31 protein-coding genes are annotated in these 22,611 nt (G+C 59.8%); 14 read left to right on the top strand and 17 right to left on the bottom strand.

What is annotated here, in order from left to right; all coding sequences use genetic code 11:
* The first annotated feature begins 27 nt into the window (after positions 1-27).
* A complete protein-coding gene (locus EOA16_RS16800; RefSeq protein WP_013531550.1) occupies positions 28-285 on the top strand; it encodes a hypothetical protein in 258 nt (85 codons plus the stop codon).
* Positions 286-295: 10 nt separating this feature from the next.
* On the opposite strand, the gene EOA16_RS16795 is transcribed toward EOA16_RS16800, so the two are convergent.
* On the bottom strand, positions 296-532 hold the full coding sequence (locus EOA16_RS16795) for a hypothetical protein (protein WP_127259266.1): 237 nt from the start codon (positions 530-532) through the stop codon (positions 296-298).
* A gap of 96 nt (positions 533-628) precedes the next feature.
* On the bottom strand, positions 629-1,060 hold the full coding sequence (locus EOA16_RS16790) for a hypothetical protein (protein ID WP_245455951.1): 432 nt from the start codon (positions 1,058-1,060) through the stop codon (positions 629-631).
* Positions 1,061-1,275: 215 nt separating this feature from the next.
* Between EOA16_RS16790 and EOA16_RS16785 the strand changes: the two genes are divergently transcribed.
* On the top strand, positions 1,276-2,112 hold the full coding sequence (locus tag EOA16_RS16785) for a DUF1236 domain-containing protein (protein ID WP_127259264.1): 837 nt from the start codon (positions 1,276-1,278) through the stop codon (positions 2,110-2,112).
* A gap of 127 nt (positions 2,113-2,239) precedes the next feature.
* Here EOA16_RS16785 and EOA16_RS16780 read toward each other — a convergent pair whose 3' ends face one another.
* Together EOA16_RS16780 and EOA16_RS16775 are read right to left on the bottom strand one after the other, a co-directional pair.
* Entirely contained in the window at positions 2,240-2,404 is a 165-nt protein-coding gene (locus EOA16_RS16780) for a DUF3309 family protein (RefSeq protein WP_013531546.1), read from the bottom strand.
* A gap of 150 nt (positions 2,405-2,554) precedes the next feature.
* Positions 2,555-3,172: an NAD(P)H-dependent oxidoreductase gene (locus EOA16_RS16775; RefSeq protein WP_127259425.1), complete on the bottom strand. Its 618-nt coding sequence runs from the start codon at positions 3,170-3,172 to the stop codon at positions 2,555-2,557.
* A gap of 307 nt (positions 3,173-3,479) precedes the next feature.
* On the opposite strand from EOA16_RS16775, the gene EOA16_RS16770 reads away from it, so the two are divergent.
* Positions 3,480-4,319: an alpha/beta hydrolase gene (locus EOA16_RS16770; RefSeq protein WP_127259263.1), complete on the top strand. Its 840-nt coding sequence runs from the start codon at positions 3,480-3,482 to the stop codon at positions 4,317-4,319.
* Between the two features lie 24 nt (positions 4,320-4,343).
* On the opposite strand, the gene EOA16_RS16765 is transcribed toward EOA16_RS16770, so the two are convergent.
* From EOA16_RS16765 to EOA16_RS16755, 3 genes are all read right to left on the bottom strand, one after another.
* Entirely contained in the window at positions 4,344-5,684 is a 1,341-nt protein-coding gene (locus EOA16_RS16765; protein ID WP_127259424.1) for a sorbosone dehydrogenase family protein, read from the bottom strand.
* Complete coding sequence (locus EOA16_RS16760; protein WP_127259262.1) at positions 5,681-6,121, bottom strand: DUF2231 domain-containing protein; 441 nt, start codon at positions 6,119-6,121, stop codon at positions 5,681-5,683. Before EOA16_RS16760 ends, EOA16_RS16765 begins: the two co-directional genes overlap by 4 nt.
* 131 nt (positions 6,122-6,252) lie before the next feature.
* A complete protein-coding gene (locus EOA16_RS16755) occupies positions 6,253-6,864 on the bottom strand; it encodes an alpha-ketoglutarate-dependent dioxygenase AlkB (protein WP_127259261.1) in 612 nt (203 codons plus the stop codon).
* Between the two features lie 237 nt (positions 6,865-7,101).
* Here EOA16_RS16755 and EOA16_RS16750 point away from each other — a divergent pair, with 237 nt between their 5' ends.
* The 4 genes from EOA16_RS16750 (at position 7,102) to EOA16_RS16735 (ending at position 8,515) form a co-directional block, all read left to right on the top strand.
* Positions 7,102-7,401, top strand: coding sequence for a PRC-barrel domain-containing protein (locus EOA16_RS16750; protein WP_013531539.1), 300 nt, complete (start codon positions 7,102-7,104; stop codon positions 7,399-7,401).
* Between the two features lie 80 nt (positions 7,402-7,481).
* The gene (locus tag EOA16_RS16745) at positions 7,482-7,916 is read left to right on the top strand and encodes a GFA family protein (RefSeq protein ID WP_127259260.1); all 435 of its coding nucleotides are present in this window, start codon (positions 7,482-7,484) and stop codon (positions 7,914-7,916) included.
* 80 nt (positions 7,917-7,996) lie between these two features.
* Entirely contained in the window at positions 7,997-8,197 is a 201-nt protein-coding gene (locus tag EOA16_RS16740) for a KTSC domain-containing protein (RefSeq protein ID WP_127259259.1), read from the top strand.
* Between the two features lie 150 nt (positions 8,198-8,347).
* Entirely contained in the window at positions 8,348-8,515 is a 168-nt protein-coding gene (locus EOA16_RS16735) for a hypothetical protein (protein ID WP_127259258.1), read from the top strand.
* A 52-nt stretch (positions 8,516-8,567) separates the two neighbouring features.
* On the opposite strand, the gene EOA16_RS16730 is transcribed toward EOA16_RS16735, so the two are convergent.
* From EOA16_RS16730 to EOA16_RS16715, 4 genes are all read right to left on the bottom strand, one after another.
* Positions 8,568-8,822 carry a hypothetical protein gene (locus EOA16_RS16730; RefSeq protein WP_127259257.1) on the bottom strand — a complete coding sequence of 85 codons (255 nt, stop codon included), beginning with the start codon at positions 8,820-8,822 and terminating at the stop codon, positions 8,568-8,570.
* Positions 8,823-8,866: 44 nt separating this feature from the next.
* Positions 8,867-9,103 carry a hypothetical protein gene (locus tag EOA16_RS16725; RefSeq protein ID WP_127259256.1) on the bottom strand — a complete coding sequence of 79 codons (237 nt, stop codon included), beginning with the start codon at positions 9,101-9,103 and terminating at the stop codon, positions 8,867-8,869.
* A 210-nt stretch (positions 9,104-9,313) separates the two neighbouring features.
* The gene (locus tag EOA16_RS16720; protein ID WP_127259255.1) at positions 9,314-10,492 is read right to left on the bottom strand and encodes an acetate/propionate family kinase; all 1,179 of its coding nucleotides are present in this window, start codon (positions 10,490-10,492) and stop codon (positions 9,314-9,316) included.
* A complete protein-coding gene (locus tag EOA16_RS16715) occupies positions 10,489-12,900 on the bottom strand; it encodes a phosphoketolase family protein (RefSeq protein WP_127259254.1) in 2,412 nt (803 codons plus the stop codon). Before EOA16_RS16715 ends, EOA16_RS16720 begins: the two co-directional genes overlap by 4 nt.
* Before the next feature lie 262 nt (positions 12,901-13,162).
* Between EOA16_RS16715 and EOA16_RS16710 the strand changes: the two genes are divergently transcribed.
* The 4 genes from EOA16_RS16710 (at position 13,163) to EOA16_RS16695 (ending at position 16,218) form a co-directional block, all read left to right on the top strand.
* Entirely contained in the window at positions 13,163-15,154 is a 1,992-nt protein-coding gene (locus EOA16_RS16710) for a protein-L-isoaspartate(D-aspartate) O-methyltransferase (protein ID WP_127259253.1), read from the top strand.
* 96 nt (positions 15,155-15,250) lie between these two features.
* Positions 15,251-15,457 carry a hypothetical protein gene (locus tag EOA16_RS16705; RefSeq protein WP_013531530.1) on the top strand — a complete coding sequence of 69 codons (207 nt, stop codon included), beginning with the start codon at positions 15,251-15,253 and terminating at the stop codon, positions 15,455-15,457.
* Between the two features lie 48 nt (positions 15,458-15,505).
* Positions 15,506-15,976, top strand: coding sequence for a YbhB/YbcL family Raf kinase inhibitor-like protein (locus EOA16_RS16700; RefSeq protein WP_127259252.1), 471 nt, complete (start codon positions 15,506-15,508; stop codon positions 15,974-15,976).
* Between the two features lie 83 nt (positions 15,977-16,059).
* Positions 16,060-16,218 carry a hypothetical protein gene (locus EOA16_RS16695; protein ID WP_127259251.1) on the top strand — a complete coding sequence of 53 codons (159 nt, stop codon included), beginning with the start codon at positions 16,060-16,062 and terminating at the stop codon, positions 16,216-16,218.
* A 109-nt stretch (positions 16,219-16,327) separates the two neighbouring features.
* Here EOA16_RS16695 and EOA16_RS16690 read toward each other — a convergent pair whose 3' ends face one another.
* The 3 genes from EOA16_RS16690 to EOA16_RS16680 all read right to left on the bottom strand — a co-directional run bounded on the left by EOA16_RS16690 (position 16,328) and on the right by EOA16_RS16680 (position 17,698).
* Complete coding sequence (locus EOA16_RS16690) at positions 16,328-16,756, bottom strand: hypothetical protein (RefSeq protein ID WP_127259250.1); 429 nt, start codon at positions 16,754-16,756, stop codon at positions 16,328-16,330.
* 424 nt (positions 16,757-17,180) lie between these two features.
* Positions 17,181-17,453: a hypothetical protein gene (locus tag EOA16_RS32700; RefSeq protein ID WP_164754285.1), complete on the bottom strand. Its 273-nt coding sequence runs from the start codon at positions 17,451-17,453 to the stop codon at positions 17,181-17,183.
* Positions 17,454-17,470: 17 nt separating this feature from the next.
* Positions 17,471-17,698, bottom strand: coding sequence for a hypothetical protein (locus EOA16_RS16680; RefSeq protein WP_127259249.1), 228 nt, complete (start codon positions 17,696-17,698; stop codon positions 17,471-17,473).
* A 250-nt stretch (positions 17,699-17,948) separates the two neighbouring features.
* Between EOA16_RS16680 and EOA16_RS16675 the strand changes: the two genes are divergently transcribed.
* Both EOA16_RS16675 and EOA16_RS16665 read left to right on the top strand, forming a co-directional pair.
* A complete protein-coding gene (locus EOA16_RS16675; RefSeq protein ID WP_127259248.1) occupies positions 17,949-18,344 on the top strand; it encodes a hypothetical protein in 396 nt (131 codons plus the stop codon).
* Positions 18,345-18,878: 534 nt separating this feature from the next.
* On the top strand, positions 18,879-19,064 hold the full coding sequence (locus EOA16_RS16665) for a hypothetical protein (protein ID WP_127259246.1): 186 nt from the start codon (positions 18,879-18,881) through the stop codon (positions 19,062-19,064).
* A gap of 39 nt (positions 19,065-19,103) precedes the next feature.
* Here the strand turns inward: EOA16_RS16665 and EOA16_RS16660 are convergent, their stop codons facing one another.
* Complete coding sequence (locus EOA16_RS16660; RefSeq protein WP_127259245.1) at positions 19,104-19,853, bottom strand: metallophosphoesterase; 750 nt, start codon at positions 19,851-19,853, stop codon at positions 19,104-19,106.
* Positions 19,846-20,655 (bottom strand): hypothetical protein, encoded by an 810-nt coding sequence (locus tag EOA16_RS16655; RefSeq protein WP_127259244.1) that lies wholly within the window; start codon positions 20,653-20,655, stop codon positions 19,846-19,848. The genes EOA16_RS16660 and EOA16_RS16655 overlap by 8 nt, the downstream gene beginning before the upstream one ends.
* 376 nt (positions 20,656-21,031) lie before the next feature.
* Between EOA16_RS16655 and EOA16_RS16650 the strand changes: the two genes are divergently transcribed.
* The gene (locus EOA16_RS16650) at positions 21,032-21,943 is read left to right on the top strand and encodes an agmatinase (protein ID WP_127259243.1); all 912 of its coding nucleotides are present in this window, start codon (positions 21,032-21,034) and stop codon (positions 21,941-21,943) included.
* A gap of 2 nt (positions 21,944-21,945) precedes the next feature.
* On the opposite strand, the gene EOA16_RS16645 is transcribed toward EOA16_RS16650, so the two are convergent.
* Entirely contained in the window at positions 21,946-22,602 is a 657-nt protein-coding gene (locus tag EOA16_RS16645; RefSeq protein WP_127259242.1) for a DUF1629 domain-containing protein, read from the bottom strand.
* Positions 22,603-22,611: the final 9 nt, after the last annotated feature.

The raw sequence follows: 22,611 nt of genomic DNA, 5'->3' as shown, positions 1-22,611 counted from the left end.
CTGTTGCTTCGATTGGAGGTAACGCCCATGCGGGAATTGCCGAAAGACATCGACGCCGATGTGGTCATCGAAATCAGCAAGCTGCTGGACGACAGCCCGCTTTTCGTCCCGGTGCGGGTTCATGAACTTGCGGCCAGGGTGAGGCAGAGGGTGAAGACCGGTCTGCCGGATCTTTCGATCGAAGAACTGATCGTGGAGATGGCCTCCGTACGCCAGTTGGCCATGGCCTTTGATCTGCCTGGATCGGAGAATGTCGTGCAAATCCCGGTGCGGTATCGCCGCTAGCACTGCGGCATCACACGCTCCATCCGGAGGTCAGGACAAGCGACGCCTCAAACATCTGCGCACCGATCTCATCGCGCACTTTGACGGTTACCTTGACGAAATCGCGATCTGGCATTTCGTCTTGGGCGACATCCTGCAAAATACGAATCGCTTCCGCTCTGGCTTGTTCCCGGGATTCGAACAGCTGCCCGTCATCGTCGGGTACGGTGCCGTCACCATTTTGAAGATCGAAATAGTACCGCTTCATTTTCGGGTCACGCTGGAAACATCTTGCGTATCAATGATTTCGCTTAATTGGTGGTTCCTGCTCGCTCGGCGGCCGTGCTGGTGAGGACGTGGTCGTTCAACGCACGGCAGCGCGAAGCGCCGATATGAAAAGAACCAGCAACGCCAAGGCATTGAGGCCCGCGGCGATGGCATGCGAATACTCCCATTGGCGCCGCAACAGCTCCCAGTTTTCAGGGAGGACAGTCCAGTTCCGGGTCGCCTGATTGATTGGATAGGTCAGCGTCCAGAAGGCAAATTGCGTGGCGCCGATGCTGAGAAAGGCGACAACAACCAAGCCGAAAGATGCACTCGCTCGGTAGAGCAGGATCGCCAGGGCGGCCGTAGAGAGCAATGCTCCCAGCACCACGATGCCGAACAGGCTCCATCCATCATAGGCGCGCTGCGCAGCCAGATAGTTCGGCCCGTCCAGCTTCATCTTGTTGAACATCGCGAAAAAATGCGCGGCGGCCGGAGCGAAAGCCAATGCAACGAAAATGAAGCTGACCATTCTCAGACTGTAAATTGCCATGTCCGGTCTCCTCTAAGGAGACAGCTAGGGCAATCGGCAAGGTTGAAAAGGTCGTTTTGACCACGGCTTCCGCCCGCCATCGTATGTCTCAAGTGAGGTCGTTTTTTTAGCCGTCACTCAACTATCTCGGAACATTTTTTTTGGGTGCTGGTTCTACGCACTGAAGGGACGAACCTTACTCAGGGAGATTTCCCATGAAACATGTTCTCATTACCAGCATGCTGGCGATCGGGCTCGGCTGTGGAACGGCAATGGCTCAGACACAACAGCCCGAAAGCCAATCTGGCGCAGACGCCAATTGCGCTTCCGGGCAGGCTGACTGCCAGAGCGGTTCCAAGATGGGCGAGCAGGCCCAGGGCAAAGCCAAGCTGAAGACCGACGAGCAGGCGCAGGGCAAAGCCGGCACCACCACCGACCAACAGGCCCAGGGCAAGGCCAAGCTGAAGACAGATGAGCAGGCTCAGGGCAAGGCGGGCACCTCTACCGCCCAACAAGCCCAGGGCAAGGCCAAGATGCAGACCGACGAGCAGGCTCAGGGCAAGGCCGGCACCTCCACCGACCAGCAGGCGCAGGGCAAGGCCAAGCTGAAGACCGACGAGCAGGCTCAGGGTAAGGCCGGCACCACCACCGACCAGCAGGCGCAGGGCAAGGCCAAGATGCAGACCGACGAGCAGGCTCAGGGTAAGGCCGGCACCTCCACCGACCAGCAGGCTCGGGACAAGCAGGCTCAGGGTAAGGCCTCGACACAGGATACGACGTCGACCGGTTCCATCAACAACGTGACGGTGGAACAGAAAACCCAAGTCACTCAGATCATCCGGGAGACGAAGGTCGAGCCTGTGTCCAATGTCGATTTTGACATCACCGTCGGCGTCGAAGTGCCACGCCAGAAGGTCAGGCTGCATCGTTTGCCGGCTCGTATCGTCAAGATCGTTCCCGCTTACGAAAGCTACGAGTATTTCGTGCTTGCGGACGGCCGAATCGTCATCGTTGATCCGGATACGTTCAAGATCGTCCTGATCTTGACCTAACATGTCTGACGATTGGTCCGCCCTCTAGAGGGCGGACCGTCATTGCTGGACTGCTATCGATTCAAAGCAACCCGGGAAGGACCGCAAGCGGCAGGTAATACATTCTGCCACCCGCATCGCGGGCTCGCTAGAGACGCCCGAGCACGACCAGGATAATGACTATCAGAAGCAGCAGACCGAGGCCGCCGCCGCCATAATAGCCGGTACCGTAGAATGGCCCGCCGCCAAGCCCACTAAAACCGCCAAGCAATGCAATAATCAGAATGATGATGAGAATTGTGCCGAGACCCATGACTTTCTCTCCTGTTTGCGGTTCGCGCCGTATAGACAACGGCGCTCGCCGCTGATGAATATGAACTCGCTACAAGCCTTCCTGTTCCCGACTAGACCTCATCGACGCTGCCAGGGTCTGGCCGCTCAAAGGTGTTTAGGCGGACACAGGTCACTTCGAAACGCCCGAGTAACCTCGGTCCTTCAACAATCCAGCGAGATGGGCAGCGTTTGAGGCTGCCATTTCGATCGCACCCGAGACTTTTTCCGGTGTTGCCGGCAGGTCGACATAGTTGACCTCCTCCATGGCTTCGCCAACCCAGTAGACCCCGCCATTGGCCGGGATGGTGAAGCCAACATCGTTCAATGCCTGAAAGCATTCCGCGTGGCAGTGATGCGCACCGTCCTCATTGCCGACGACAGCCACCAGCGCCACCTTTCCTGCTGCCGGCATTCGCCCTCTGTCATCGGTCTCCTCAAGAAACGCATCCATCCGCTCCAGGACGCGCTTGGCCACACTCGAGGGCTGGCCAAGCCAGATCGGGAGCCCGAGCACGAAGATGTCGGCCGCCAGTATTTTCTTCCTGAGTTTCGGCCAATCGTCGCCCGCGCCCATTTCGGAGAGCACGCCGGGTTTGATATCGTGGCTGAGCGCACGCACGATCTCGCCCTTCACTTCGTATTGCATCAGCGCCGCCAGGACATCCGCGAGCAACCGATCGGTGGAGGATTTTTCGCTGTCGTTCGAAGCTTTGAGCGAGCAATTGAGCGCGAAGGCCGTAAGCGGCATGTGAATCTCCCTGCATTGTCCTAATTGCAAATCGCCGCCGCGATGACATTGCGACAGCTCATTCGCCCGTTGCGGGTTCGCCCGCATTTCAACGCCAGCGTTGAATGCTTGTTCCGCAGGCGGACCAACAGGCCGGTGGCGAGATGGCCCCTCCTCCCACTTGGTGACGGTCCAGCCAGCTCACAGTGGGCTGGGTTCTTGAGCACTGACCACAACAGGCAGCGGTGAGCGATGCCGGCAAAACCTGGCCGAGCAACCTATTCGTTCGCTGGTCGTTTTCTCGTGAGTTCCTGAGAATGGATAGACGATGCTTGTCCGGACCCTCGAAGCAGGCAATATGCGGCTGGCGGTATCCACGGCCGGCGATCCGGGTCGACCGGCCTTGATCCTTCTGCACGGTTGGCCCCATTCCCGGAAAATCTATGATGGTGTGATCGATGAGCTCGGCACGCGGTACTTTACGTTGGCTTTCGATCTTCCGGAGATCGGGGAATCGCGTGGCACTCCGCCGTCGGCGGAAAAGAAGGTTCTTGCCGATATCGTGATTTCAGCCGCCGGGGCGCTTGGGGCCAAATCCATCGTCGTTGCCGGCTTTGATGTGGGCGGCATGATTGCCTTCGCCGCTGCTCGCCATCATGGCGATCGCATCGTTGGCGCGGTGCCGATGAATACGGTTATCCCCGGCCTTCATCCATGGACGAAGGTAGTCGCAAGCCCGGACATCTGGCATTTCGCTTTCCATACGGTGCCTGAGTTACCGGAGTTGCTGGTCACAGGCCACCAGCGCGCCTACTTCGATTTCTTCTTCGATCTGCTCGCCGGCCGTCCCGATGCTTTGACCAATGAGATGCGGGAGACGTTTACGCAGGCCTATGCGAGGCCGGAGGCACTTAAAGCCGGCTTTGATTGGTATCGCGCGTTCAAGGAGGATGCCAAGGTCAATGCAGTACCGGCGCGCATCGAAGTTCCGATCCTCTATATCCGCGGCGACGCGGATTTCGGATCGATCGACGATTACCTCGAAGGCTTGAGGCTGTCTGGCGCAAGGAACCTGCAAGGTCACAGGATCGCCAACTGCGGCGAATTCCTGCCGATCGAGGCACCGGCAGAATTCGTCAAGGCGCTGGTGGAATTCGCACCGAGATAGTGCGATCCGCGTTTGCGCAGGTGCCTACCGGCTCGCGGGAGTCACGCGCCAGACCGTGTTTCCAACATCATCAGCGATCAGCAACGCGCCCGATTTGTCGATGGCAACGCCGACGGGCCGCCCGTGTGCCTTGCTGTCGTTGTCCAGGAAACCGGTGACGACATCCTGCGGCTTGCCATCTGGATGGCCGTCCTTGAACGGCACGAACACGACCTTGTAGCCGTTGAAGCTCTTGCGGTTCCAGCTACCATGCTCGCCAACAAAGGCGCCATTGCGATATGGGTCCGGCAGGTTGGTTCCAGTGTAGAACGTCAAGCCCAGAGGTGCGACGTGGGAACTCAAGGCGTAGTCGGGAGGGATCGCCTTGGCGACGAGATCCGGCCGCTGCGGCATCACGCGCGGGTCGACATGCTGACCATAGTAGCTGTACGGCCAACCATAGAACGCGCCGTCCTTGACCGAGGTCATGTAGTCGGGAACCAGGTTAGGCCCGAGCTCGTCGCGCTCGTTGATCACAGCCCACAGCGCGCCGCTCTGCGGCTCCCAGCTCAGCCCGTTGGGATTGCGCAGGCCGCTCGCAAAAATGCGATAGCGGCCAGTGGCCCTGTCGACTTCCCATATCGCGGCCCGGTCCTTTTCTGCCTGGATGCCGTTCTCGGTGATGTTGCTGTTGGATCCGATGCCGACATAAAGCAGAGACCCGTCGGGGCTGGCCACGAGAGACTTTGTCCAGTGGTGATCGATGGGCCCGCCGGGCAACGGCGTCAGCACCGTGCCCGGGGCGGTGATCTTGATGTCACCCGACGTGTAGGGGTACCGCACGATGGCGTCGGTGTTGGCGACGTAGAGATCGCTGCCGACCAGAGCGACGCCAAAGGGCGAATTGAGATGATCGAGGAAGACTTCCTGGACATCGGGCACGCCATCGCCGTTCGTATCGCGCAGCAGGGTAATACGGTTGCTTCCTTCGGTGCCGCCGCCTGACGTCGCCATGGACTCGATCCAGCCCATGATCAGGTCTTTCGGCCGCTTGATCGCGGCACCGGGCGGCGCCACCGACTCGACCACCAGAACGTCACCATTCGGCAATGTGTAAAGCGAGCGCGGATGCCTCAAGCCCTTGGCGAAGGCCTGGATTTGCAACCCCTTGGCGACCATCGGCTTCTCGTCTTGTTTCCAACCGATGACCGACGCGACATGCATCGGCGGCACCAGATACTGAATAGGTTCAGGCAGCATCGGGTTCGCTCCGACCTGGTCGGTGGGCTTCGGTTCGTTGTCGCTGCATGCGGGCAGCGCCAAAATCGATCCGAACAGCAGACCGAGGCTCGCGATACGCCGGATATGTCTTGCGGAGACATTCATTCGACCACCTCCACTTGATTGCGGGCGGAACTCCATCCCAGCAGCCCCAGCAAGAGGATAACGATTACGGCGACGGCGGACAGGATGAGCCCCGTCGGCACGACCGAGGTCCAGGCATCCCGGCTGTGCACCAGTGCGTTGAAGAGCGATACGACGAGCACGACGAGGCTGCCGAGGAGATATGGCCATACACGCCCGGTTTCACCGGAAAGCCGGCCGGTAAACAAATCGACCAGTGCTGCAAGAACCGCGAGCACGCCCACAACCAGGCCGGCAAGGAGCAGCCAGGCGGAAAAATCGGCCCACATCATTTCAGCGCTTCGCCAATAGGCAACGTCGGTCAGCAATGTGCCGACGAAACATGCATTTGCGACTGCCATTGGCGTTTTATGGAACGGACGCCTGGCGGCCACCAACACGGATCGGGCACGGGCCATGGACATTCTCCTCCTTTGAAGCTGTACCTGTCCTCCAAACCAACTTGTGGTTGGGAGGTTCCCGGAACCGTTTGCGTTCAAGAACTCGTGATGGCGCTGGCGATGCCTCAGAACGGCTCGGCGCGCGATGCTCACGCGGAGTTGGCGCGCAATGTCCGCAAGGTGATCGAGTATCGATGCAGGTCAACTGGCGGAATGCTATGCTCCCATTCCGTGCGCGATGGTCCGGTCATGAGATACGCCGACCTTGGTTCGACGACGATGGTGCGGCGATCCCACTTGGCGCCAATCTTCCGCCGCAGCCGGAAGCTGCAAGGCGCCAGCAACGAAACACCCGCAACGTCTTCGAAATGAGGCTTGTCTCGATGCCAGCCGATACCGGCGCCGGGCCGGTATTCATTGATCAACACTTGCGCGAAGGCCTCGGCGGGCCTGCCTGCCAATGCCGCGATCTTATCGCGTAGGGCGAACAGGAAGTCAGGGATCGGCGGCGCCTCAACGACCCGACGCCTGTCATAGTCGTAACTCAGGCCGAAACGGACGACGCGCCGGTTTGCCAGATGGCCATGGAAATCGAACGCCTCGAAGGACAGGCCTTCGAGATGCCCGGCGAGTTCCGTTTCTTCTTGCGCCGCGATCAACTCGGGCTGGTAGAGGAAACCTTCCGGCAGGTTATCGGCAGCACCAAAGAGATCGTGCTGGAGCCTGGATGAGCCGAGTGTTTTCGATGTGGGTGTCGACATCCTGGCTAGATGGTGAAGGCCAGCCCGCCTGGCAATATCGGAACCTGGTCAGCAAATCTGCGCCCCACCCTGCGGACATCACCGCATCGACCGGACAAAGCTTTGCGAGTCAATTCGGGCCGAGGCTGATTTGAGGGTTCTTGCGTCCTTGCACCGTCCGGCCGTCGGCCCGAAATTGTTGGGAACGATTGCTCGGCTGAGAGGTTCAAATATTCCACGTAACAGGAGTCTCGAACGATGGATCACACCAATCACGTACGCCTCACAAGCACCGAACTGACGCCAGACATTCTCGAAGACGCCACGATTTACGACGCGGACGACAACAAGGTCGGCAGCGTTTCGCATGTCCATGGCTCTGGAGCCGCCAGTCAGGTCGTCATCGATGTCGGCGGCTTTCTCGGCATAGGCGCCAAGCCGGTGGCCGTTCCCGCGAGCCAGTTGGAATTCATGCGCGATGAAGACGGCGACGTTCACGCGGTGACGAACTGGACCAAGGATCAGCTCAAGAGCATGCCCGAGCATCACGATGCATGATTTCAAGGCCTCACCTTGAAGGGGAGCGGCCGTTCGGCCGCTCTCTGAACGTGTCTTAGGCGCAACAGGATGGACAGACGATGCGGCGCGAGACCGGAGCCTGCTTCTGCAGACGGATCGCGGCAGCCATGGACGGAGAGCCTTTCTGGATATGCTACGATCACGACGACGACTGCCGCCGGGCCATCGGAAGTCCGCTGACGATCTGGGTCGGTTACCGACCAAAGCAATTTCAGCTTCTTAGAGGAACACCAAAGGCCTTTTCCAAAACGCCAGGCGTCACCCGCACGTTCTGCCCAGACTGTGGAAGCTCGATAGGGTATAGTGACGCAGGGCTGCCGGACGAGTTCTATGTGACGGTCGGCTTCTTTGACAAACCTGAAGGTTTTCGGCCGCAAGCCCATGCCTACTGGGGGCTGAGGCTGCCGTGGATCGAGTTTGATGACAGCCTGCCGCGCATCGACCGATATTCGAGGAAGCGCGACCTGAAATTCGGCAACCCGCGCGACCGGTAGTCGCGGTGCGAGGCGCGAGGACATCGGCGGAACCTGACGATCGCTAACGGGTTATTCGGAGAGACCCGTCGGGTGCCACTATGCCATCGACCGTGATCCGAAACGCACAGTACGATCCTGCTACGAGAATCCTCTCGGTCTGGTTTGTGCCGAGCGGCAAATGTTACGACTATGAGGATGTTGCGCCGGCAACTTATGCCGCTTTCACCAAAGCCCCCTCAAAAGGTCGCTTCTTCAATGAATTCATCCGAGATCGCCATCGGTACCGCCGCGTGGCGTGACAAGTTCGGGCGTGAGCAACCGATCACGGAACCTGACCGGCATCGTCTCGTTGACGTCTCGTCGAGGCAAACCAGGCATTTGTCTGGAGATGCTCGGGTGTTCGCACCGGCAAGATCGATCGGAACACGCTTCAAGGGAGTTCAAGAGCCATGACGGCCAAGAAGCAGAAGACTGGAGAAAGCAAGGACAAGAAGGCGCTGCGCTTGGCAGAGACCACCGACGTCTCACCCAAGCAGGCCAAGGAACTCATGCGAAAGCATGGCAAGGACAGCCCCAAGGTCGAGAAAGAAGCCAGAAACTTCAAGGCGGAAGGATAGGATCCGCATTGACGCCCGGCCTGTATGATCCCTGCAAGCGATCGGCCGCCAGTTAAGGGGGTGCCCCGGCCCTTTCGGCCGCGAGCGCAAAGGGGAAGCGCAGCACCAGGTTGCGGTTCTCATCAAAAATCTCGAAGGCCAAACCGATACGCAACGGTTTGCCATGCAGCAGCTCTTCGGCGAGGATTTCCTTCGCCGACGCCATCGCGTTTTCCTCGGCGCTCGCGAGATCAGGAAATTCCTGGCCCTCGGGATCCTCCTGCAAGCTTCCGCTCTCATCTCGAAGGTCGAAAAAGTATCTGGACATGCCGACTGAACTCCTGCGCGATGGTGGCATCGGAAGCGCCAGCCTCAGATTTCAGTGCCTGTACCCGGATTGTCGAAGAGCACAGCGAGGCCATGCTCTATGGCGCAGGCCGCGATCAGATTATCGAAGGCCTTTCCCGAAAGCGGGCAACTTGGCATCACCTCTCGAATTGCGGTTCCGGCCTTGGCTGTAGAGATCACATCGTGGCGCTTCTTGCGTGTCTCGACATATTGCTCGACCAGGATTTTCAGGCGCCTCACCGCAACGTCGTCCTTAAACATGGATTCCTCAGCCAATGCCCAAAGTAAGGCTATCGGCCTGATCATCAGCCGACGATCTCGGGGTTAGCCGGGATTGCTCGCACAATATTCCCATGGGCAGTTGGTTCCCCCGACCGCTCGCTTGGTAATTTTCGTACAGGGAAAACCCCTGCCGTCGCACTTTTTATAGAGCCGAACCGACGCCGATTTTCCGATGCCTATGGCCAGCCCTTAGACTTGAATTACCTTGCGGCTGTGATGCGCAACGACACTTTCCTCATCGGTCGCAATCACGCGCACCTCCACCTTGCTCTCGGGCCGACTGATGATTTCGGCGTGGTTGTCGTTGGCGTGTTCTTCAATCACCACGCCAAGCCAGGTCAATTTTTCGCATATGGCCTTGCGGATGGACGCGGACCGTTCGCCGATGCCGGCGGTGAACACGAGGCATTCAAGACCACCCATCGTGTTTGCAAGCGCCGCGGCCTCTCTCGCGGCGCGAAAGGCGAAAAGCGCCATCGCCTCATGAGCGCGAGGATCATTGCTCGCTTCCAGCGTCCTCATGTCGCCCGAAATACCGGATACGCCGAGCAGTCCCGACTTCTCGTAAAGGATCGTCTGCAGTTCCTCAGCCGCGATGCCTCTTTCCAGCAGGAAGTACAACAGTACGCCGGGATCGATGGCGCCGCACCGCGTGCCCATGACGAGGCCATCCAGGGCCGAAAACCCCATCGTCGTATCGATGCTCTTGCCCTGCTGCAAAGCGCAAAGGCTGGCACCATTGCCGAGATGGGCGACGATGGTGCGTTTCGCCGCAAGAGTTGGCGATATCCCGCTGAGCCGCCCGCCGATGTATTCATAGGAGAGACCGTGAAACCCGTAGCGGCGCAAGCCTTGCCCTTCATACTGGCGCGGAAGGGCGAAGCGCCGCACGAGCGGATCGATCGTCTGGTGGAAAGCGGTGTCGAAACAGCCAACCTGTGGCAGGTCCGGTTGCAAGGCAGCTATCGCGCGGACCGGTGCGAGACTGCGAGGCTGATGTAGCGGAGCAAGCGGCGTCAACCTGTCGATGGCGTCGATGATGTCTGGGGTCAGACGGACAGGTTCGACGAATTCGCTCCCGCCATGCACGACCCGATGGCCGGCGCAGAGCAGGTTTCTGTCGCCAACTTCGCCCTGCACCCAATTCAGCATCTCGCCTATGGCCGCGTCACGCGGCTTGTCGGTGGCGAGCTGCCGCTCGCACTGCACCGTTCCGTCGGCCGCTTTTGCGCGGAGCGCGGGTGTGTCGCTCAGGTCCAACGTGCCGCGTGAAACGAGCTGCAGATCCTGCGACGAGGCAATATCGTAAAGCGCGAACTTTATGCTGGACGAACCGGCATTCAGCGCCAGGATCGACCGGCGGGTCATCGGCGCGCCTTTGCCGTGCTTTTGTCGGGCCAGCTCCATTTCTGGATTTCGGGCATGTCTTCGCCGTGCTCGCGGACATAGGCCGTGTGCTTCACCAACCGGTCGTGGAGTTCGCCGGCAAGCCCTTCGGCCCTTTCGGCCAATCCCGGCACGCGTTCGATGGCGGCGAGCGCGAGGTGGTAGCGATCGAGTTCATTGAGCACCACCATGTCGAACGGCGTCGTCGTGGTGCCCTCCTCGCGGAAGCCATGCACATGCAAGTTGTCGTGATTGGCGCGGCGGTAGGTCAGGCGATGAACGAGATATGGATAGCCGTGATAGGCGAAGATGACGGGCCGTGTTTTCGTGAACAACGCGTCGAAGTCTCCGTCGGCTAGGCCGTGCGGGTGCTCCGTGTTCGACTGCAGCGTCATCAGGTCGACAACATTGACGACGCGGATTTTCAGGTCGGGGATTGCAGAGCGCAGAATGTCGGTCGCAGCAAGCGTCTCTAGCGTCGGCACATCGCCGGCGCAGGCCATGACCACATCGGGCTCCTCGCGCTGAGCAACCGTACCGGCCCACTCCCAGATGCCCGCCCCCGCCTTGCAATGCGCTTCGGCTTCTTCAATGGACAGCCATTGCGGTGCCGGCTGCTTGCCGGCGGTAATGACATTGATGCGATTATAGGTTCTCAGGCAATGATCGGTGATCCACAGCAGAGTGTTGGCATCCGGCGGGAAATAGAGCCTTACCGTATCGGCCTTCTTGTTGGCGACCAGATCGGCAAAGCCCGGATCCTGATGGCTGAAACCATTGTGGTCCTGCCGCCAGACATGTGAGGTCAAAAGGTAGTTGAGCGAGGCGATCGGCTTGCGCCAGACAAGCTCGCCGGAGGTCTTCAGCCATTTGGCGTGCTGGTTGACCATCGAATCGACGATATGAATGAAGGCTTCATAGCAGGAGAACAGGCCGTGGCGGCCGGTGAGCAGATAGCCTTCAAGCCAACCTTGGCAGAGGTGCTCGCTGAGTACCTCCATGACACGTCCGTCACGGGAAAGATGGACGTCGTAGGGTTCGATGTGCTGCATCCAGATCCGATCGGTGACCTCGAACACCTCGTCAAGGCGATTGGATGACGTCTCGTCCGGCCCCATCAGGCGAAAGTTCCGCGCCTCCGTATTGAGGCGGAAGACCTCGCGAAGATAGCTTCCGCAAATCCGCGTCGCTTCAGCGATGACGCCACCTGGACGCGGCACTTCCAACCCCAGGCTTTTCCAGTCCGGAAGCACAAGATCGCGCTTCAGCAGTCCGCCATTTGCGTACGGGCTTGCGCCCATGCGCTTTGTCCCTGTTGGGGCAAGTGCCGCGAGCTCTGGCAACAGGTGTCCGCTTTCATCGAACAGCTCTTCCGGTTTGTAGCTTCGCATCCAGTTTTCGAGGATCTTGCGGTGTTGATCATTCCCTCGAGCGTTCGATACCGGCACTTGATGCGAGCGCCAGAAACCCTCGACCTTCTCGCCATCGACTTCCTTCGGCCCGGTCCAGCCTTTGGGACTGCGCAGCACGATCATCGGCCATAGCGGACGTTGACCATGCCATCCTGGAGCCCGGGCCTGCTCCTGAATGGACCGGATGCGATCGAGCACCGTGTCGAGCGTCGCGGCCATCGACTGGTGCATGGCAAGCGGCTCGTGGCCCTCGACGAAGAACGGTTCGTAGCCATAGCCGGCGAAAAGGTTTCGCAATTCCTGGTCTTCCATGCGGCCGAGGATCGTTGGGTTGGCGATCTTGTAGCCGTTGAGATGCAGGATCGGCAGGACGGCGCCGTCCGACATCGGGTTCAGGAACTTGTTGGAATGCCATGCCGCCGCGAGCGGACCGGTCTCGGCTTCGCCGTCACCAACGACGCAGGCAACCACCAGGTCCGGATTGTCGAAGGCCGCACCGAAGGCATGGACCAAGGCATATCCTAGTTCACCGCCCTCGTGGATGGAGCCGGGCGTCTCGGGCGCGGCATGGCTTGGCACGCCGCCGGGAAAGGAAAACTGCCGGAACAGTTTCCTGAGGCCGTCTTCGCCCTGCACGATATCGGGATAGATCTCGCTATAGGTGCCCTCGAGCCAGGTGTTGGCAACCATTGCGGGCCCGCCGTGGCCTGGGCCGCAGATAAACAGAACATCGAGGTCGCTTTCGCGGATAACGCGGTTCAGATGCAGGTAGAGAAAATTCAGCCCCGGCGTCGTGCCCCAATGGCCAAGCAGCCGCGGCTTGACATGTTCGGCTTTCAACGGTTCGCGCAACAGCGGATTGTCGAGCAGATAGATCTGGCCGACCGAGATGTAATTCGCGGCGCGCCAGTAACGGTCCATGAGGTCGATCCGTTCGTGGCCGATAGCCTGCGGCGTCGCGGCTGCCTTGTCGTTCATCGACATCTCCAGCTTCGGTTCGCTGGTGATAACTGGGGCATCTTTGCGTTTGAGCAACCCCTGACTGCCGCCGTCCGGGACGGCGTCGCGACCCACGCGGCCAAGAGACCGGACGCTATCCCGGCGGGCCCGCGGCTCTGTCCGCAAATAGTCGGGAACCTTGAAGTCCCCCGGCGGTTAGAAACTGGAATCGCGAAGGCAGGCTCAAGGCAGGTACCGCGAAGGATAGCCTCGAAGCGTTGCACCAAAGGGGAGCTAAAAGATGCTCGATCTTCCTCGTGCCCGTGATCGAATGGTCAATATCCATGTCGGCCGGCGCGGCATCCATGACCGTGAGATTCTGCAGGCCATGCGCGAAGTTCCACGCGAGGCCTTCGTCGAACCCGGCTTCGAGGAATTTGCCTATGAAGACACGCCGCTGCCGATCGCCGACGGCCAGACCATATCGCAACCCTACATCGTCGCGTTCATGATCGAGATGGCGGATGTCAAACCGGGTGACCATGTGCTCGAAATTGGCACCGGCTCGGGGTACGCGGCCGCGGTGATGAGCCGGATCGTCGAACAGGTCTACACCATAGAGCGTCATCCCGGTTTGGCCGAAACGGCGAAGCGGCGGTTTGAAAAACTCGGCTACCAAAACATCGAGGTTCGGACAGGCGATGGCACCAAGGGGTGGCCGCAGGCGGCGCCGTTCGATGCCATCGTGGTGACAGCCAGTGGTCCTGGCGCACCGCTCGCCCTTCAGGAGCAACTCGATGTCGGCGGCAGGCTCGTTATTCCGGTCGGCGACGACCCCGATTTGCAACGTCTGCTCAAAGTCACCCGGACAGGTGCTGCAACCTACAGCGAGGAGGATTTCGGCGGCGTGCGCTTCGTCCCTCTGATCGGCGAGCAGGGTTGGTCGGAAAACGGCACGGTCACCAAAGTCGGTCGTCCGCTTCGACATCCGCATCCGATCAGCCTGCCTGATCTGATCGCGGCCGCGGCTGAGCCGCTGCCCGATTTCGACGATCCGGCCTTCGGCGCATTGTTCGATCGGTTCGCCGACCGGCGCGTCATTCTGCTTGGCGAGGCAAGCCATGGCACGTCCGAATTCTACAGGGCGCGCGCGGCGATCACCCGCAGGCTCATCGAACGGCACGGCTTCACCATCGTCGCGGTCGAGGCGGACTGGCCCGATGCAGCGGCGATCGACCGCTATGTTCGCCATCGTCGCCCGCGGTCCGGGACTGATGCGCCATTCCAGCGATTTCCGACGTGGATGTGGCGTAACACCGATGTCGCGGCTTTCACCGACTGGATGCGCCGCCACAACGAGAAGCTTGAGCCATCGGAGCAAGCAGGGTTCTACGGTCTCGACATCTACAATATGAGCGGGTCCATCGCCGCGGTTCTGGATTATCTCGACCGCGTCGATCCCCAGGCAGCCAAAATCGCGCGCGAACGGTATGGCTGCCTGACGCCCTGGCAACACGAACCGTCTACCTACGGCCGCGCGGTGCTCACCGCCGGCTATCAAAAATGCGAGAAAGCCGTGCTGGAACAATGCCGGGACTTGCTCGCCAAACAACTCGATTATGCAAAACAGGACGGAACCGACTTTCTCGACGCCAGTCAGAATGCCCGGCTGATCGCGGCCGCCGAACACTACTACCGGATCATGTACTATGGCGGCGCGGAGTCCTGGAACCTGCGAGACACGCATATGTTCGAGACCTTGGAACATCTGCTGCATGCAGGCGGCCCCAACGCCAAGGCGGTAGTGTGGGCGCACAATTCCCATATCGGCGATGCCCGCTTTACCGAGATGGGTGTCGTCAGGGACGAACTGAACATCGGCCAGCTCTGCCGGCAGCGTTTCGGGGATGAGGCAGCGCTGATCGGTATGGGCACGCATTCCGGCACTGTAGCGGCCGCCAGCGACTGGGATGGCGAAATGGAGGTGAAGCAAGTTCGCGCGTCGCACGCCGACAGCTACGAACGGCTTTGCCACGATTCCCTTGTGTCGCGGTTTCTGCTCGACCTCGGGCACGACACGACGCTGCATGACCGGCTGCTGGAACGCAGGCTGGAGCGGTTTATCGGGGTGATCTACCGGCCGGAAACCGAGCTGCGCAGTCACTATGCGGACGCTTCCCTGCCCCGGCAATTCGATGCGTTCCTATGGTTCGACGAAACCGCGGCAGTGACGCCGCTTGGCCCGGAGCATGCAAGAACCGGCGTTCCCGACACCTACCCATTCGGGCTTTAGCCGACGCACACGCCAATGAGAGAAGAGAGCTGGAGCCGGAGCGAGTCATCCGCCTTGCGATTTTAAAACTGAAATCCCCGTCGAAGGAGTTTTCTCATGACCGGAACCAAACATCCAAAATGGAAAAAACCGAGCGATGCCGACTTGGCGAACAATCCTGGTATCGGGACTTCCAAGGGAACGATCAAGGAAGGCGAAGAGTTCGAGCTTGAAGGCGAGAACACGGTCGAGGGTGACGTCGAAAACGACACGACCGCCGCTGGCGGGATCGATCCAAGACAAAAGATGCGGACCAACAAATAGCGTGCCGGTTCGCGTCGCTGCGATCAATTTTCCCGGAAGGAATGAACCATGCCACTTGCCCTGAGCAGTGCCGCTTTTGCCGAAGGCGGACCAATTCCCGAAAGATATACACGAGATGGCAAAAACGTATCGCCGCCGCTGAAATGGTCTGGAGTGCCGGATGAGGCAAAGAGCCTCGTTCTCGTCGTCCAGGATCCTGATGCGCCGAGCGGAACGTTTGGTCATTGGGCGGTGTTCAACATCTCCGCGGACACAAGGGAACTTCCCGAGGCCGAAAGCGGCAAGCCGGATCCGGGCGCCCTCCGGCAAGCAACGAATGATTTTGGCAACGCCTATTACGACGGCCCTGAACCGCCCGTCGGACATGGCGTTCACCGCTACCATTTCCGGTTGGCAGCGCTCGACACGCCGAGCCTTGCCATTCCGGCCAGCGCGGGCGTCGAGCGCATCTGGCGGGAGGCGCAGAAGCATTCGCTCGAGCAGGCTGAACTCATCGGAACCTACGAACGCAGTCCGTAAGTTGATGACCGAGGTGGCATTGCCCTGCTGCTGCGCGGAACGGTTCTCCTCCTCGCCGGTTGTCTCGGAAAGGAGATGCCGCCATGTTTGGAGATATCATGTGGTTGGTCGTCGTTGCCGGCGGCCCATTGTTGTTGATCGTGCTGTTGGCCTATGCTGTGATCGCACGCCGCCGGCGTGGACCCGCCGAACAAAGGGAAAGCGACCGAGCGACCGACCGGCTATACCAGGACAAGCATTGATCCGCATCGGCAAGACATCCGATCGGCAAAATATCCAATCGGCAAGACATCCATCGGCAAGACAGGGGATCGTATGCCGCACCGAAGCGACGACGATCCCCAATTACGGTCAGCGCATTATCCTCTGCCGCAACCATGCAAAGAACCTGCCGCTGATGGCTGAGCGGACCCGCGTCGCAGCCCAGCGCGCTTTCATGGTTGAGCCGACGTGGCAATCGCAGACGATGTCGTGCAACTGCCAGTCGTTCAACTCGAAAAAGCGCCTTGCCTCACCATATGTGTCGTCTTTCAAGCCCGATGCGCGCAGCACTGGATCCTCGAAGGCAACCGAAATTGCCGTACCCTCGCCCCGCATCATTGAACGTGCTTCAGGGTTCAGATGTTCGGTGCCTGCAAACGCCCCAAGGCATCGCTCGGGATTACGCTCCAGCAGTTCAGCCCAGCGCTCTATGCGCTGATTTCGTGTCATTGCGGAATATGCAGCCGACGATTCAATCTTGGCGACGGCATGCAGTTGGTCGAGTGTTTGATGTTTCATGGCCAGCTCCTGTTGAGGCAGCGAAGCGCCCACGCCTTCAAGGGAATTACCGCGCCGTAATGCTTCGACAAGAGCGCTAGACTGGAGAATTCGACGCGACCGGATTGGGCCGGGATCATAAACACGCGTGCTGCGTTCATCCACGAGGGCTGCTTATGACAAGCCGCTGATCCGCGACGGGATGCATCCATGTTCATCCAGCCGATCGACTATTTCTTTGCCGTCTGGTTCCTCTTGCCGCCGCCTCGACGCTCTATGTCGGCTTCGATCAATACCGCAACAATCCCGAACCGGTGGTGCATCACACGACGAACAACAATGTCGAGGAAAAGGGCGGCGGCGGGCTGATGGTCGTCATCGACGTCGGCTAGATCTGCCAACCCCTTGTGGATTTGCCGGTCATCCGGGGGCGCGTTGTTGCGCGCTACTTCTTGATAATGGTTCCGTTGCGCAAGTCGAATGCTTCGGTACCGCGAGCCTGGCGGTAGAAATCATCCTGCAATTCGCCCCATTCGCCGAGAAAGGCGCCGCAATTGCTGCAATGAATTGGCGTCGATTCCTTGGCGTTGTCGGGAATGTCCATTTGGATAGTCCCACAAGCCTTGCAATCGAGTTTGTCGTCCAGCCGTCGTCCCATTTCCCAATGATTGCGCATTTTCAGCCATGAGCCAATTGTCGATTTCGTACCAAGTCGCATCGACCATGGCTCATCGGTCAATCGCGAGAGTCAAAAAGGACGGCCAGCCCCAGTTCCCGTGCCAGCTCGACGATCGTCTCCATCAACTCATCATCTGTATCCTGCAAATAAGGCGCATCCCTACGAGCGGCCTCTATCGCAGCTTTGACCGAAACGATGTCGCCGTATCGCGCACTTCGAAGCTCCTCTGCCAGAAACGCCTTGGCGGTACCGACAGGTCTTGTTGCCCATCTGGCGATGCTCATGCGGCTCCCTCCCATGGTCACCTCTGCTTCATTTTGATCCTGTCCAAGGTGCAGATCAATCGATGGTACGATTCCGTACGGAACCGCCCACCCGGCTGGGGCGACAGCCGTGTGACGAACGCCCTGGCCAGGGTTTTCGGCGTCTCTCCGGTGAGTTGGAACGAAATCGCCCGGTGGGACCAGGCCCTGCGGAACCATCGCTCAACATGGGGGTTTCTTCAAAATCTCTCGAAGGATGCAAGGAGCGACCATGCGCATGTGGACGATAGCTGTCGCACTTTCCGGGGCGGTCATCATTCAGCCCGTCTATGCTCAAACTATGGGACCGCAGCTTCCCCAGGTGGCGCCACCGCAGGGCGAAGCGCAGCCGGAACTGGCGCTGCCCGATCCAGGCTCTGCCGATTTGAATTTCACCGGCGTCGCTATTGTCGCCGTCGAGGATTTGCCTGACGAAATCAAGGCGCAGGCAGATGCGGTGATCAATCAGACCAGCGCTGAAGATTTGCTTCGCCTGCAAAACTCCGTCGATGCTTCACCTCAGGCGACATCCGCTTTGAGGGCGAATGGGCTCAATTCCTCGCAGGTTGTCGCTGCAAACATAGATGGCGATGGCACCCTGACGCTGATCATTCAGACGACGACTTGAGCCGCCGAAGCACCCATCCATTCTTTGCCGATCTGCAGGCGACGAATTTTCTGTCTCGACGGCACATGGCCACCGACATCGCCGCGATCATCTGGTCGATCGACTCGTGTTGGAGAGATCGATCGCTAGCCCTCCAGAGGTTGCACGCTTGCCCCGCGATGCAGAAACTTCACTTCGTCCTATGCGTGGACGGGAGGCTCGTCATTCTCGTCGGGGTTGGGGAGCGGAGTCTCGTCCGGAAGCCTTTCCGGTTCGGGTTCCTCGATCGGTTCGGGCTTCCATGTCGGAGCCGGCATGGGGACATCACGATTTGGGTCTGGCTGTCTTGGCTGTGGCATCTAGCTATCTCCGTTCAGTCGGAACAACTCGTCCGCCGTGGCATGGTTCCTGGCAGAATCCAGCCGTCGTGATCGTTACGCCCTCAAGGCAGGCGCATGTTGGTTCGCACACGGATGCCGGCGCAAAAGTGCAGATCGTTCGGAACCGGTCTGATTTTCGAGCCGTTGTCGTCGAAAGCGATGAAGGAGAAGCGTGATGAAGGACAAGACAGGAAATATCGATCATACATTGCCGCAGGTCGCCATCGACGATCAGCAGGTGCGACAGCTGGCCGCCACGACGGATTTGCCGTCCAGGCAGGCTCGTGAACTGGTGCGCCGTCACGGCAACGATCCCCGCAAGCTGGAAGAGTTGGCGAAGTCGATCAACGCCACCAATTGAGGCCAGGCCGATGGACATCGACGGCGCATGCTGTTGGCATCAGATTTCGAGCAAGGCGTAGGGGCGGCCGCCAGGCTTGGCCACATGCATGGCGACGTTGTAGACCTTGGCTCCGCCAGGCGTTTGACCTTTGTAAGAACCGCGATGTGCATGACCGTGCACGACAGCACTAACCTGGAATCGATCGATCGTTTCGGCCAGACGTGAAGAACCCAGAAATGGAAATATCTCCGGCGGTTCTCCCGCAACGGTGTCGGCAATCGGCGCGTAGTGGAGGATCACCAGCGTGCGCTTGGCCCGCACTTGGCGCATCGCATTTTCAAGTCGCATTGCCTCGTTCACGCTTTCCGCGACCATCGTCTTGATCGCCGGTTCACCGAATGAGCCGAGCATGCGTGACCCGAAGCCGCCTATGAATCCTTTCACGCCGACAAAACCGACGCCCTCGATTTCGACTGCCTGCCCGTCGAGGAGGTGAACATGCGCCTGGCGCAGGATCTTCGTGACGTCTTCCACCGCTCCAGACTCGTAGTCATGATTGCCGAGCACCGCCACAACCGGGATCGAGCAGTTGCGCAGATCCTCGGCCAGCATCTCCGCTTCACGAGGCTTGCCGAGATTGGTCAGATCTCCCGTGAGAACGAGAATGTCCGCTTCGCTCGATATCTCGCCGAAGAGGTCTCGATACGAGGTTTGCGCATCTTCCCTCACATGGAGATCCCCGACCGCGGCAACTTTGAGCGCGCGTGCGCCGTCCTTGGGCGCGCTGCTCTTGACGGGATCAGCCATCACGGAATTCTCCCACACCCCCGACGCCGGCGAAGCCCCATTCCTTGACGTCGATTTCGTAATCGGTTTGCGAAAGCAGCCGCCCACGGCAGATCTTCATCCTTGGAGACGGCAACTGCCGTTGCTTGGCGAGGCGGTCGAGCAATTCATCGAGCAGCCACGCCGGGATATGATCGCGCTCGCTCGGATAGATCCATCTGAAATTGACAAGCTGCATCAACAGAACCTCCCAGTGAACCTCCAGATAAGAAAGCAGCCGGTGCCAATCGATCTGATCGCCCGCCTTGAGAATGGTGTGTGCGATATCGGCGCCATCGTGTCGCCCTCTGTCCTGGATAAAGCATTTGGACCAGATGAGTTCGGTCGGGCCGATGATCCGCACCCTGCTGCCCAACAGCTCGGTTTGGCGGGCGTGTTCCAGCCACAGGTCGCCAACAGGCATCATGCCGTTGGCCGAGCCGAATATGACGTCGAAGAAATGCGTGCCCTTGAACACCTTGCCGAGCCACCGGTCGTCCTCGATTTCGATGGCATATCCAAGCTGCTTGAAATGGGCGAGGATCCGCGCGTAGTCCCCTGCCTTGCAGAAGATATCGAGGTCCTTGGTCTGGCGGGTTACACCCGTATAAGCGCTTACCGCGTAGGTCCCGGCGACCAGAAAGGGTATGTCGGTGACGGTAAGCTCGCGGATTGCTTCCGTGTAAAACACCTCCGCCTCGGCATTTTTGAGCGTCGGCGCCGCCTTTGCGTCGATCATGGGAAGCGAGACCAGGACGTTTTCAGGCAATGGACCATTGGTCATGAAACGATGACTCCGAATCCGGCAACCGGCAGTCGCCCGCTGTGGTAACAACGTGAACCTCGCCTGGTTCCGCTATCAGGCGACCAGCCAAGGTTCATTCTCGCCACGTACTGGAAATTTCGGGATCGCGCCTGCCGATCCAAGCCCGCCCCAACGTCCTCACCTGCAGCGCAAGTCTCTATGTCGCCTCGAAATCGGCCCCGTGCCATCGTCAATGCCCCATTGGCCCAAATTTGAACACCACGTGGGTGATCGATCTCGATCGTTTTAGAGTTTATTTGGGTTACCCAATCGGGCACACAAAGCTGAAGCCGAGGCGCTTGATTTAACCGCACCCGATCGGCGTGCGCTAAGCCATCACCAGGACCACCAAGGCATGACCCCCTCGCCTCCCTTTCTCGGCTTGCCCGACCGCCTCGCGGACAGCCGCGTCCCCCGTGCGGTGATCTTCGGGGCCGGTCACGGCAGCACCTATCCCGGCAAGGACAGCAGCGGCCACGCCTTGGCGGCGGATGCCATCGGCGCTGCGAGCCAGGACGATGCCGCGCTCGTCGAGCACTGGGATTTCGATCTCGGCGGTCCGCTGTTCGACGGCAAGCCGGTCTCTTGCATCGACGCCGGCGATATCTCGACCACCATGCATGACAATGCCGGCAACCGGGTCAGGATCGAGGCGAAAATGCGCGAGATCCTGGCATTGCCGGCTGTGCCGATCCTGATCGGCGGCGACTGTTCCATGACCATTCCCTTCCTCGCCGGCTTTGCGGAGCACGGGCCGGTCTGGGTTCTGCAGATCGACGCCCATATCGATTGGCGCGACGAGGTTCATGGCGAGCACCACGGCTATTCGAGCCCGATGCGCAGGGCGAGCGAGATGGCGCATGTCGCCGGCATCGTGCAGGTCGGTCTGCGTAGCGTCGGCAGCGCGCGCTTCACCGACATCGAAGCGGCACGGCGCTATGGCAGCCGCTTCGTCACCGCCCGCGAGGTTCATGCCCAGGGCGTCGAAGCCGCGCTCCGGCATATTCCGGAAGGCGCGCGGGTCGTCGTCACCCTCGACTGCGACAGCCTTGATCCGAGCATCATGCCGGGCGTGGCGGCGCGTACACCCGGCGGTCTCACCTACACGCAGGTGATCGACCTGATCGCCGGCCTCGGCAGACGGGCCCGGATCGCAGGGTTCGACCTTGTCGAGTTCTATCCTCCGGCCGATATTGACGGCCTGTCAGCGCTGACCGCCGCGCGCCTTCTCGTCAATGTGGTCGGCACCGTCGTCCGGCAGGTCTGACGTCAGAATCCTGCTCTCCGCCGCAGAGCGGCCCAAAAGCGCGTGAGCGAGCTTGCGGTTGAAATGCCCTTTTCCGCACCTGGGTATTCGATCCTGCCTTTGCCGGCCGGCTCGTCGCTCCAGGCCATGTTGAAAGCAATGCCCTTGAGCCCAAGCGCCCCGATCCGGCGCACGATCGTCTCCTGCAGATAGATATCGGATACTCGCACCCCATCGGCACGCTCGGGCAGCTTGAATATCTCGGTACCGCCGATCGCGTCCGCTCGAAGGACGAGGCTTTCGATCACCATTATGCCGCCATCGTCAAAGCGAACGATCTTTGAACGTTCCTCGTCCAGCGCGTCGATCACGGTGGTGACATTGAAGAGCGATATTGGCTCGTCAGCACGAAGCGGCAGGAATTCACCGTACGGTTCGAGGGTTGGTCGAAGCACCTTCAACGCCCTCGCCCGCAGCATGAGCACATGCTCGCCAAGCCATGGAAAATCTGAATGTTGCCGGAGCGTACCGTCGTCGTGTTCGCGCAGTATTTCCATCTCGGGCGGATGCCATTGTGTCTGCTTCCGTCCGAAGAGCGTCGAAAACAGCTGGTAGTCGTCCGCCTGTCGAGGAAGGACCCATTCCTGTCCTTCGACCACACTCAGGACATAGATCTTCATCCGATCCCC

Source organism: Mesorhizobium sp. M7A.F.Ca.US.008.03.1.1, from assembly GCF_003997495.1.
Lineage (GTDB): Bacteria > Pseudomonadota > Alphaproteobacteria > Rhizobiales > Rhizobiaceae > Mesorhizobium.
The sequence above is the reverse complement of the archived record's forward strand: the minus strand, read 5'-3'. Positions and strand labels throughout refer to the sequence as shown.

Bases quoted from the DNA above. Each gene is read 5' to 3' on its own strand.
- EOA16_RS16800 (WP_013531550.1), top strand. From the start codon at position 28: ATGCGGGAATTGCCGAAAGACATCGACGCCGATGTGGTCATCGAAATC.
- EOA16_RS16795 (WP_127259266.1), bottom strand. From the start codon at position 532: ATGAAGCGGTACTATTTCGATCTTCAAAATGGTGACGGCACCGTACCC.
- EOA16_RS16790 (WP_245455951.1), bottom strand. From the start codon at position 1,060: ATGGTCAGCTTCATTTTCGTTGCATTGGCTTTCGCTCCGGCCGCCGCG.
- EOA16_RS16785 (WP_127259264.1), top strand. From the start codon at position 1,276: ATGAAACATGTTCTCATTACCAGCATGCTGGCGATCGGGCTCGGCTGT.
- EOA16_RS16780 (WP_013531546.1), bottom strand. From the start codon at position 2,404: ATGGGTCTCGGCACAATTCTCATCATCATTCTGATTATTGCATTGCTT.
- EOA16_RS16775 (WP_127259425.1), bottom strand. From the start codon at position 3,172: ATGCCGCTTACGGCCTTCGCGCTCAATTGCTCGCTCAAAGCTTCGAAC.
- EOA16_RS16770 (WP_127259263.1), top strand. From the start codon at position 3,480: ATGCTTGTCCGGACCCTCGAAGCAGGCAATATGCGGCTGGCGGTATCC.
- EOA16_RS16765 (WP_127259424.1), bottom strand. From the start codon at position 5,684: ATGAATGTCTCCGCAAGACATATCCGGCGTATCGCGAGCCTCGGTCTG.
- EOA16_RS16760 (WP_127259262.1), bottom strand. From the start codon at position 6,121: ATGGCCCGTGCCCGATCCGTGTTGGTGGCCGCCAGGCGTCCGTTCCAT.
- EOA16_RS16755 (WP_127259261.1), bottom strand. From the start codon at position 6,864: ATGTCGACACCCACATCGAAAACACTCGGCTCATCCAGGCTCCAGCAC.
- EOA16_RS16750 (WP_013531539.1), top strand. From the start codon at position 7,102: ATGGATCACACCAATCACGTACGCCTCACAAGCACCGAACTGACGCCA.
- EOA16_RS16745 (WP_127259260.1), top strand. From the start codon at position 7,482: ATGCGGCGCGAGACCGGAGCCTGCTTCTGCAGACGGATCGCGGCAGCC.
- EOA16_RS16740 (WP_127259259.1), top strand. From the start codon at position 7,997: ATGCCATCGACCGTGATCCGAAACGCACAGTACGATCCTGCTACGAGA.
- EOA16_RS16735 (WP_127259258.1), top strand. From the start codon at position 8,348: ATGACGGCCAAGAAGCAGAAGACTGGAGAAAGCAAGGACAAGAAGGCG.
- EOA16_RS16730 (WP_127259257.1), bottom strand. From the start codon at position 8,822: ATGTCCAGATACTTTTTCGACCTTCGAGATGAGAGCGGAAGCTTGCAG.
- EOA16_RS16725 (WP_127259256.1), bottom strand. From the start codon at position 9,103: ATGTTTAAGGACGACGTTGCGGTGAGGCGCCTGAAAATCCTGGTCGAG.
- EOA16_RS16720 (WP_127259255.1), bottom strand. From the start codon at position 10,492: ATGACCCGCCGGTCGATCCTGGCGCTGAATGCCGGTTCGTCCAGCATA.
- EOA16_RS16715 (WP_127259254.1), bottom strand. From the start codon at position 12,900: ATGAACGACAAGGCAGCCGCGACGCCGCAGGCTATCGGCCACGAACGG.
- EOA16_RS16710 (WP_127259253.1), top strand. From the start codon at position 13,163: ATGCTCGATCTTCCTCGTGCCCGTGATCGAATGGTCAATATCCATGTC.
- EOA16_RS16705 (WP_013531530.1), top strand. From the start codon at position 15,251: ATGACCGGAACCAAACATCCAAAATGGAAAAAACCGAGCGATGCCGAC.
- EOA16_RS16700 (WP_127259252.1), top strand. From the start codon at position 15,506: ATGCCACTTGCCCTGAGCAGTGCCGCTTTTGCCGAAGGCGGACCAATT.
- EOA16_RS16695 (WP_127259251.1), top strand. From the start codon at position 16,060: ATGTTTGGAGATATCATGTGGTTGGTCGTCGTTGCCGGCGGCCCATTG.
- EOA16_RS16690 (WP_127259250.1), bottom strand. From the start codon at position 16,756: ATGAAACATCAAACACTCGACCAACTGCATGCCGTCGCCAAGATTGAA.
- EOA16_RS32700 (WP_164754285.1), bottom strand. From the start codon at position 17,453: ATGCGACTTGGTACGAAATCGACAATTGGCTCATGGCTGAAAATGCGC.
- EOA16_RS16680 (WP_127259249.1), bottom strand. From the start codon at position 17,698: ATGAGCATCGCCAGATGGGCAACAAGACCTGTCGGTACCGCCAAGGCG.
- EOA16_RS16675 (WP_127259248.1), top strand. From the start codon at position 17,949: ATGCGCATGTGGACGATAGCTGTCGCACTTTCCGGGGCGGTCATCATT.
- EOA16_RS16665 (WP_127259246.1), top strand. From the start codon at position 18,879: ATGAAGGACAAGACAGGAAATATCGATCATACATTGCCGCAGGTCGCC.
- EOA16_RS16660 (WP_127259245.1), bottom strand. From the start codon at position 19,853: ATGGCTGATCCCGTCAAGAGCAGCGCGCCCAAGGACGGCGCACGCGCG.
- EOA16_RS16655 (WP_127259244.1), bottom strand. From the start codon at position 20,655: ATGACCAATGGTCCATTGCCTGAAAACGTCCTGGTCTCGCTTCCCATG.
- EOA16_RS16650 (WP_127259243.1), top strand. From the start codon at position 21,032: ATGACCCCCTCGCCTCCCTTTCTCGGCTTGCCCGACCGCCTCGCGGAC.
- EOA16_RS16645 (WP_127259242.1), bottom strand. From the start codon at position 22,602: ATGAAGATCTATGTCCTGAGTGTGGTCGAAGGACAGGAATGGGTCCTT.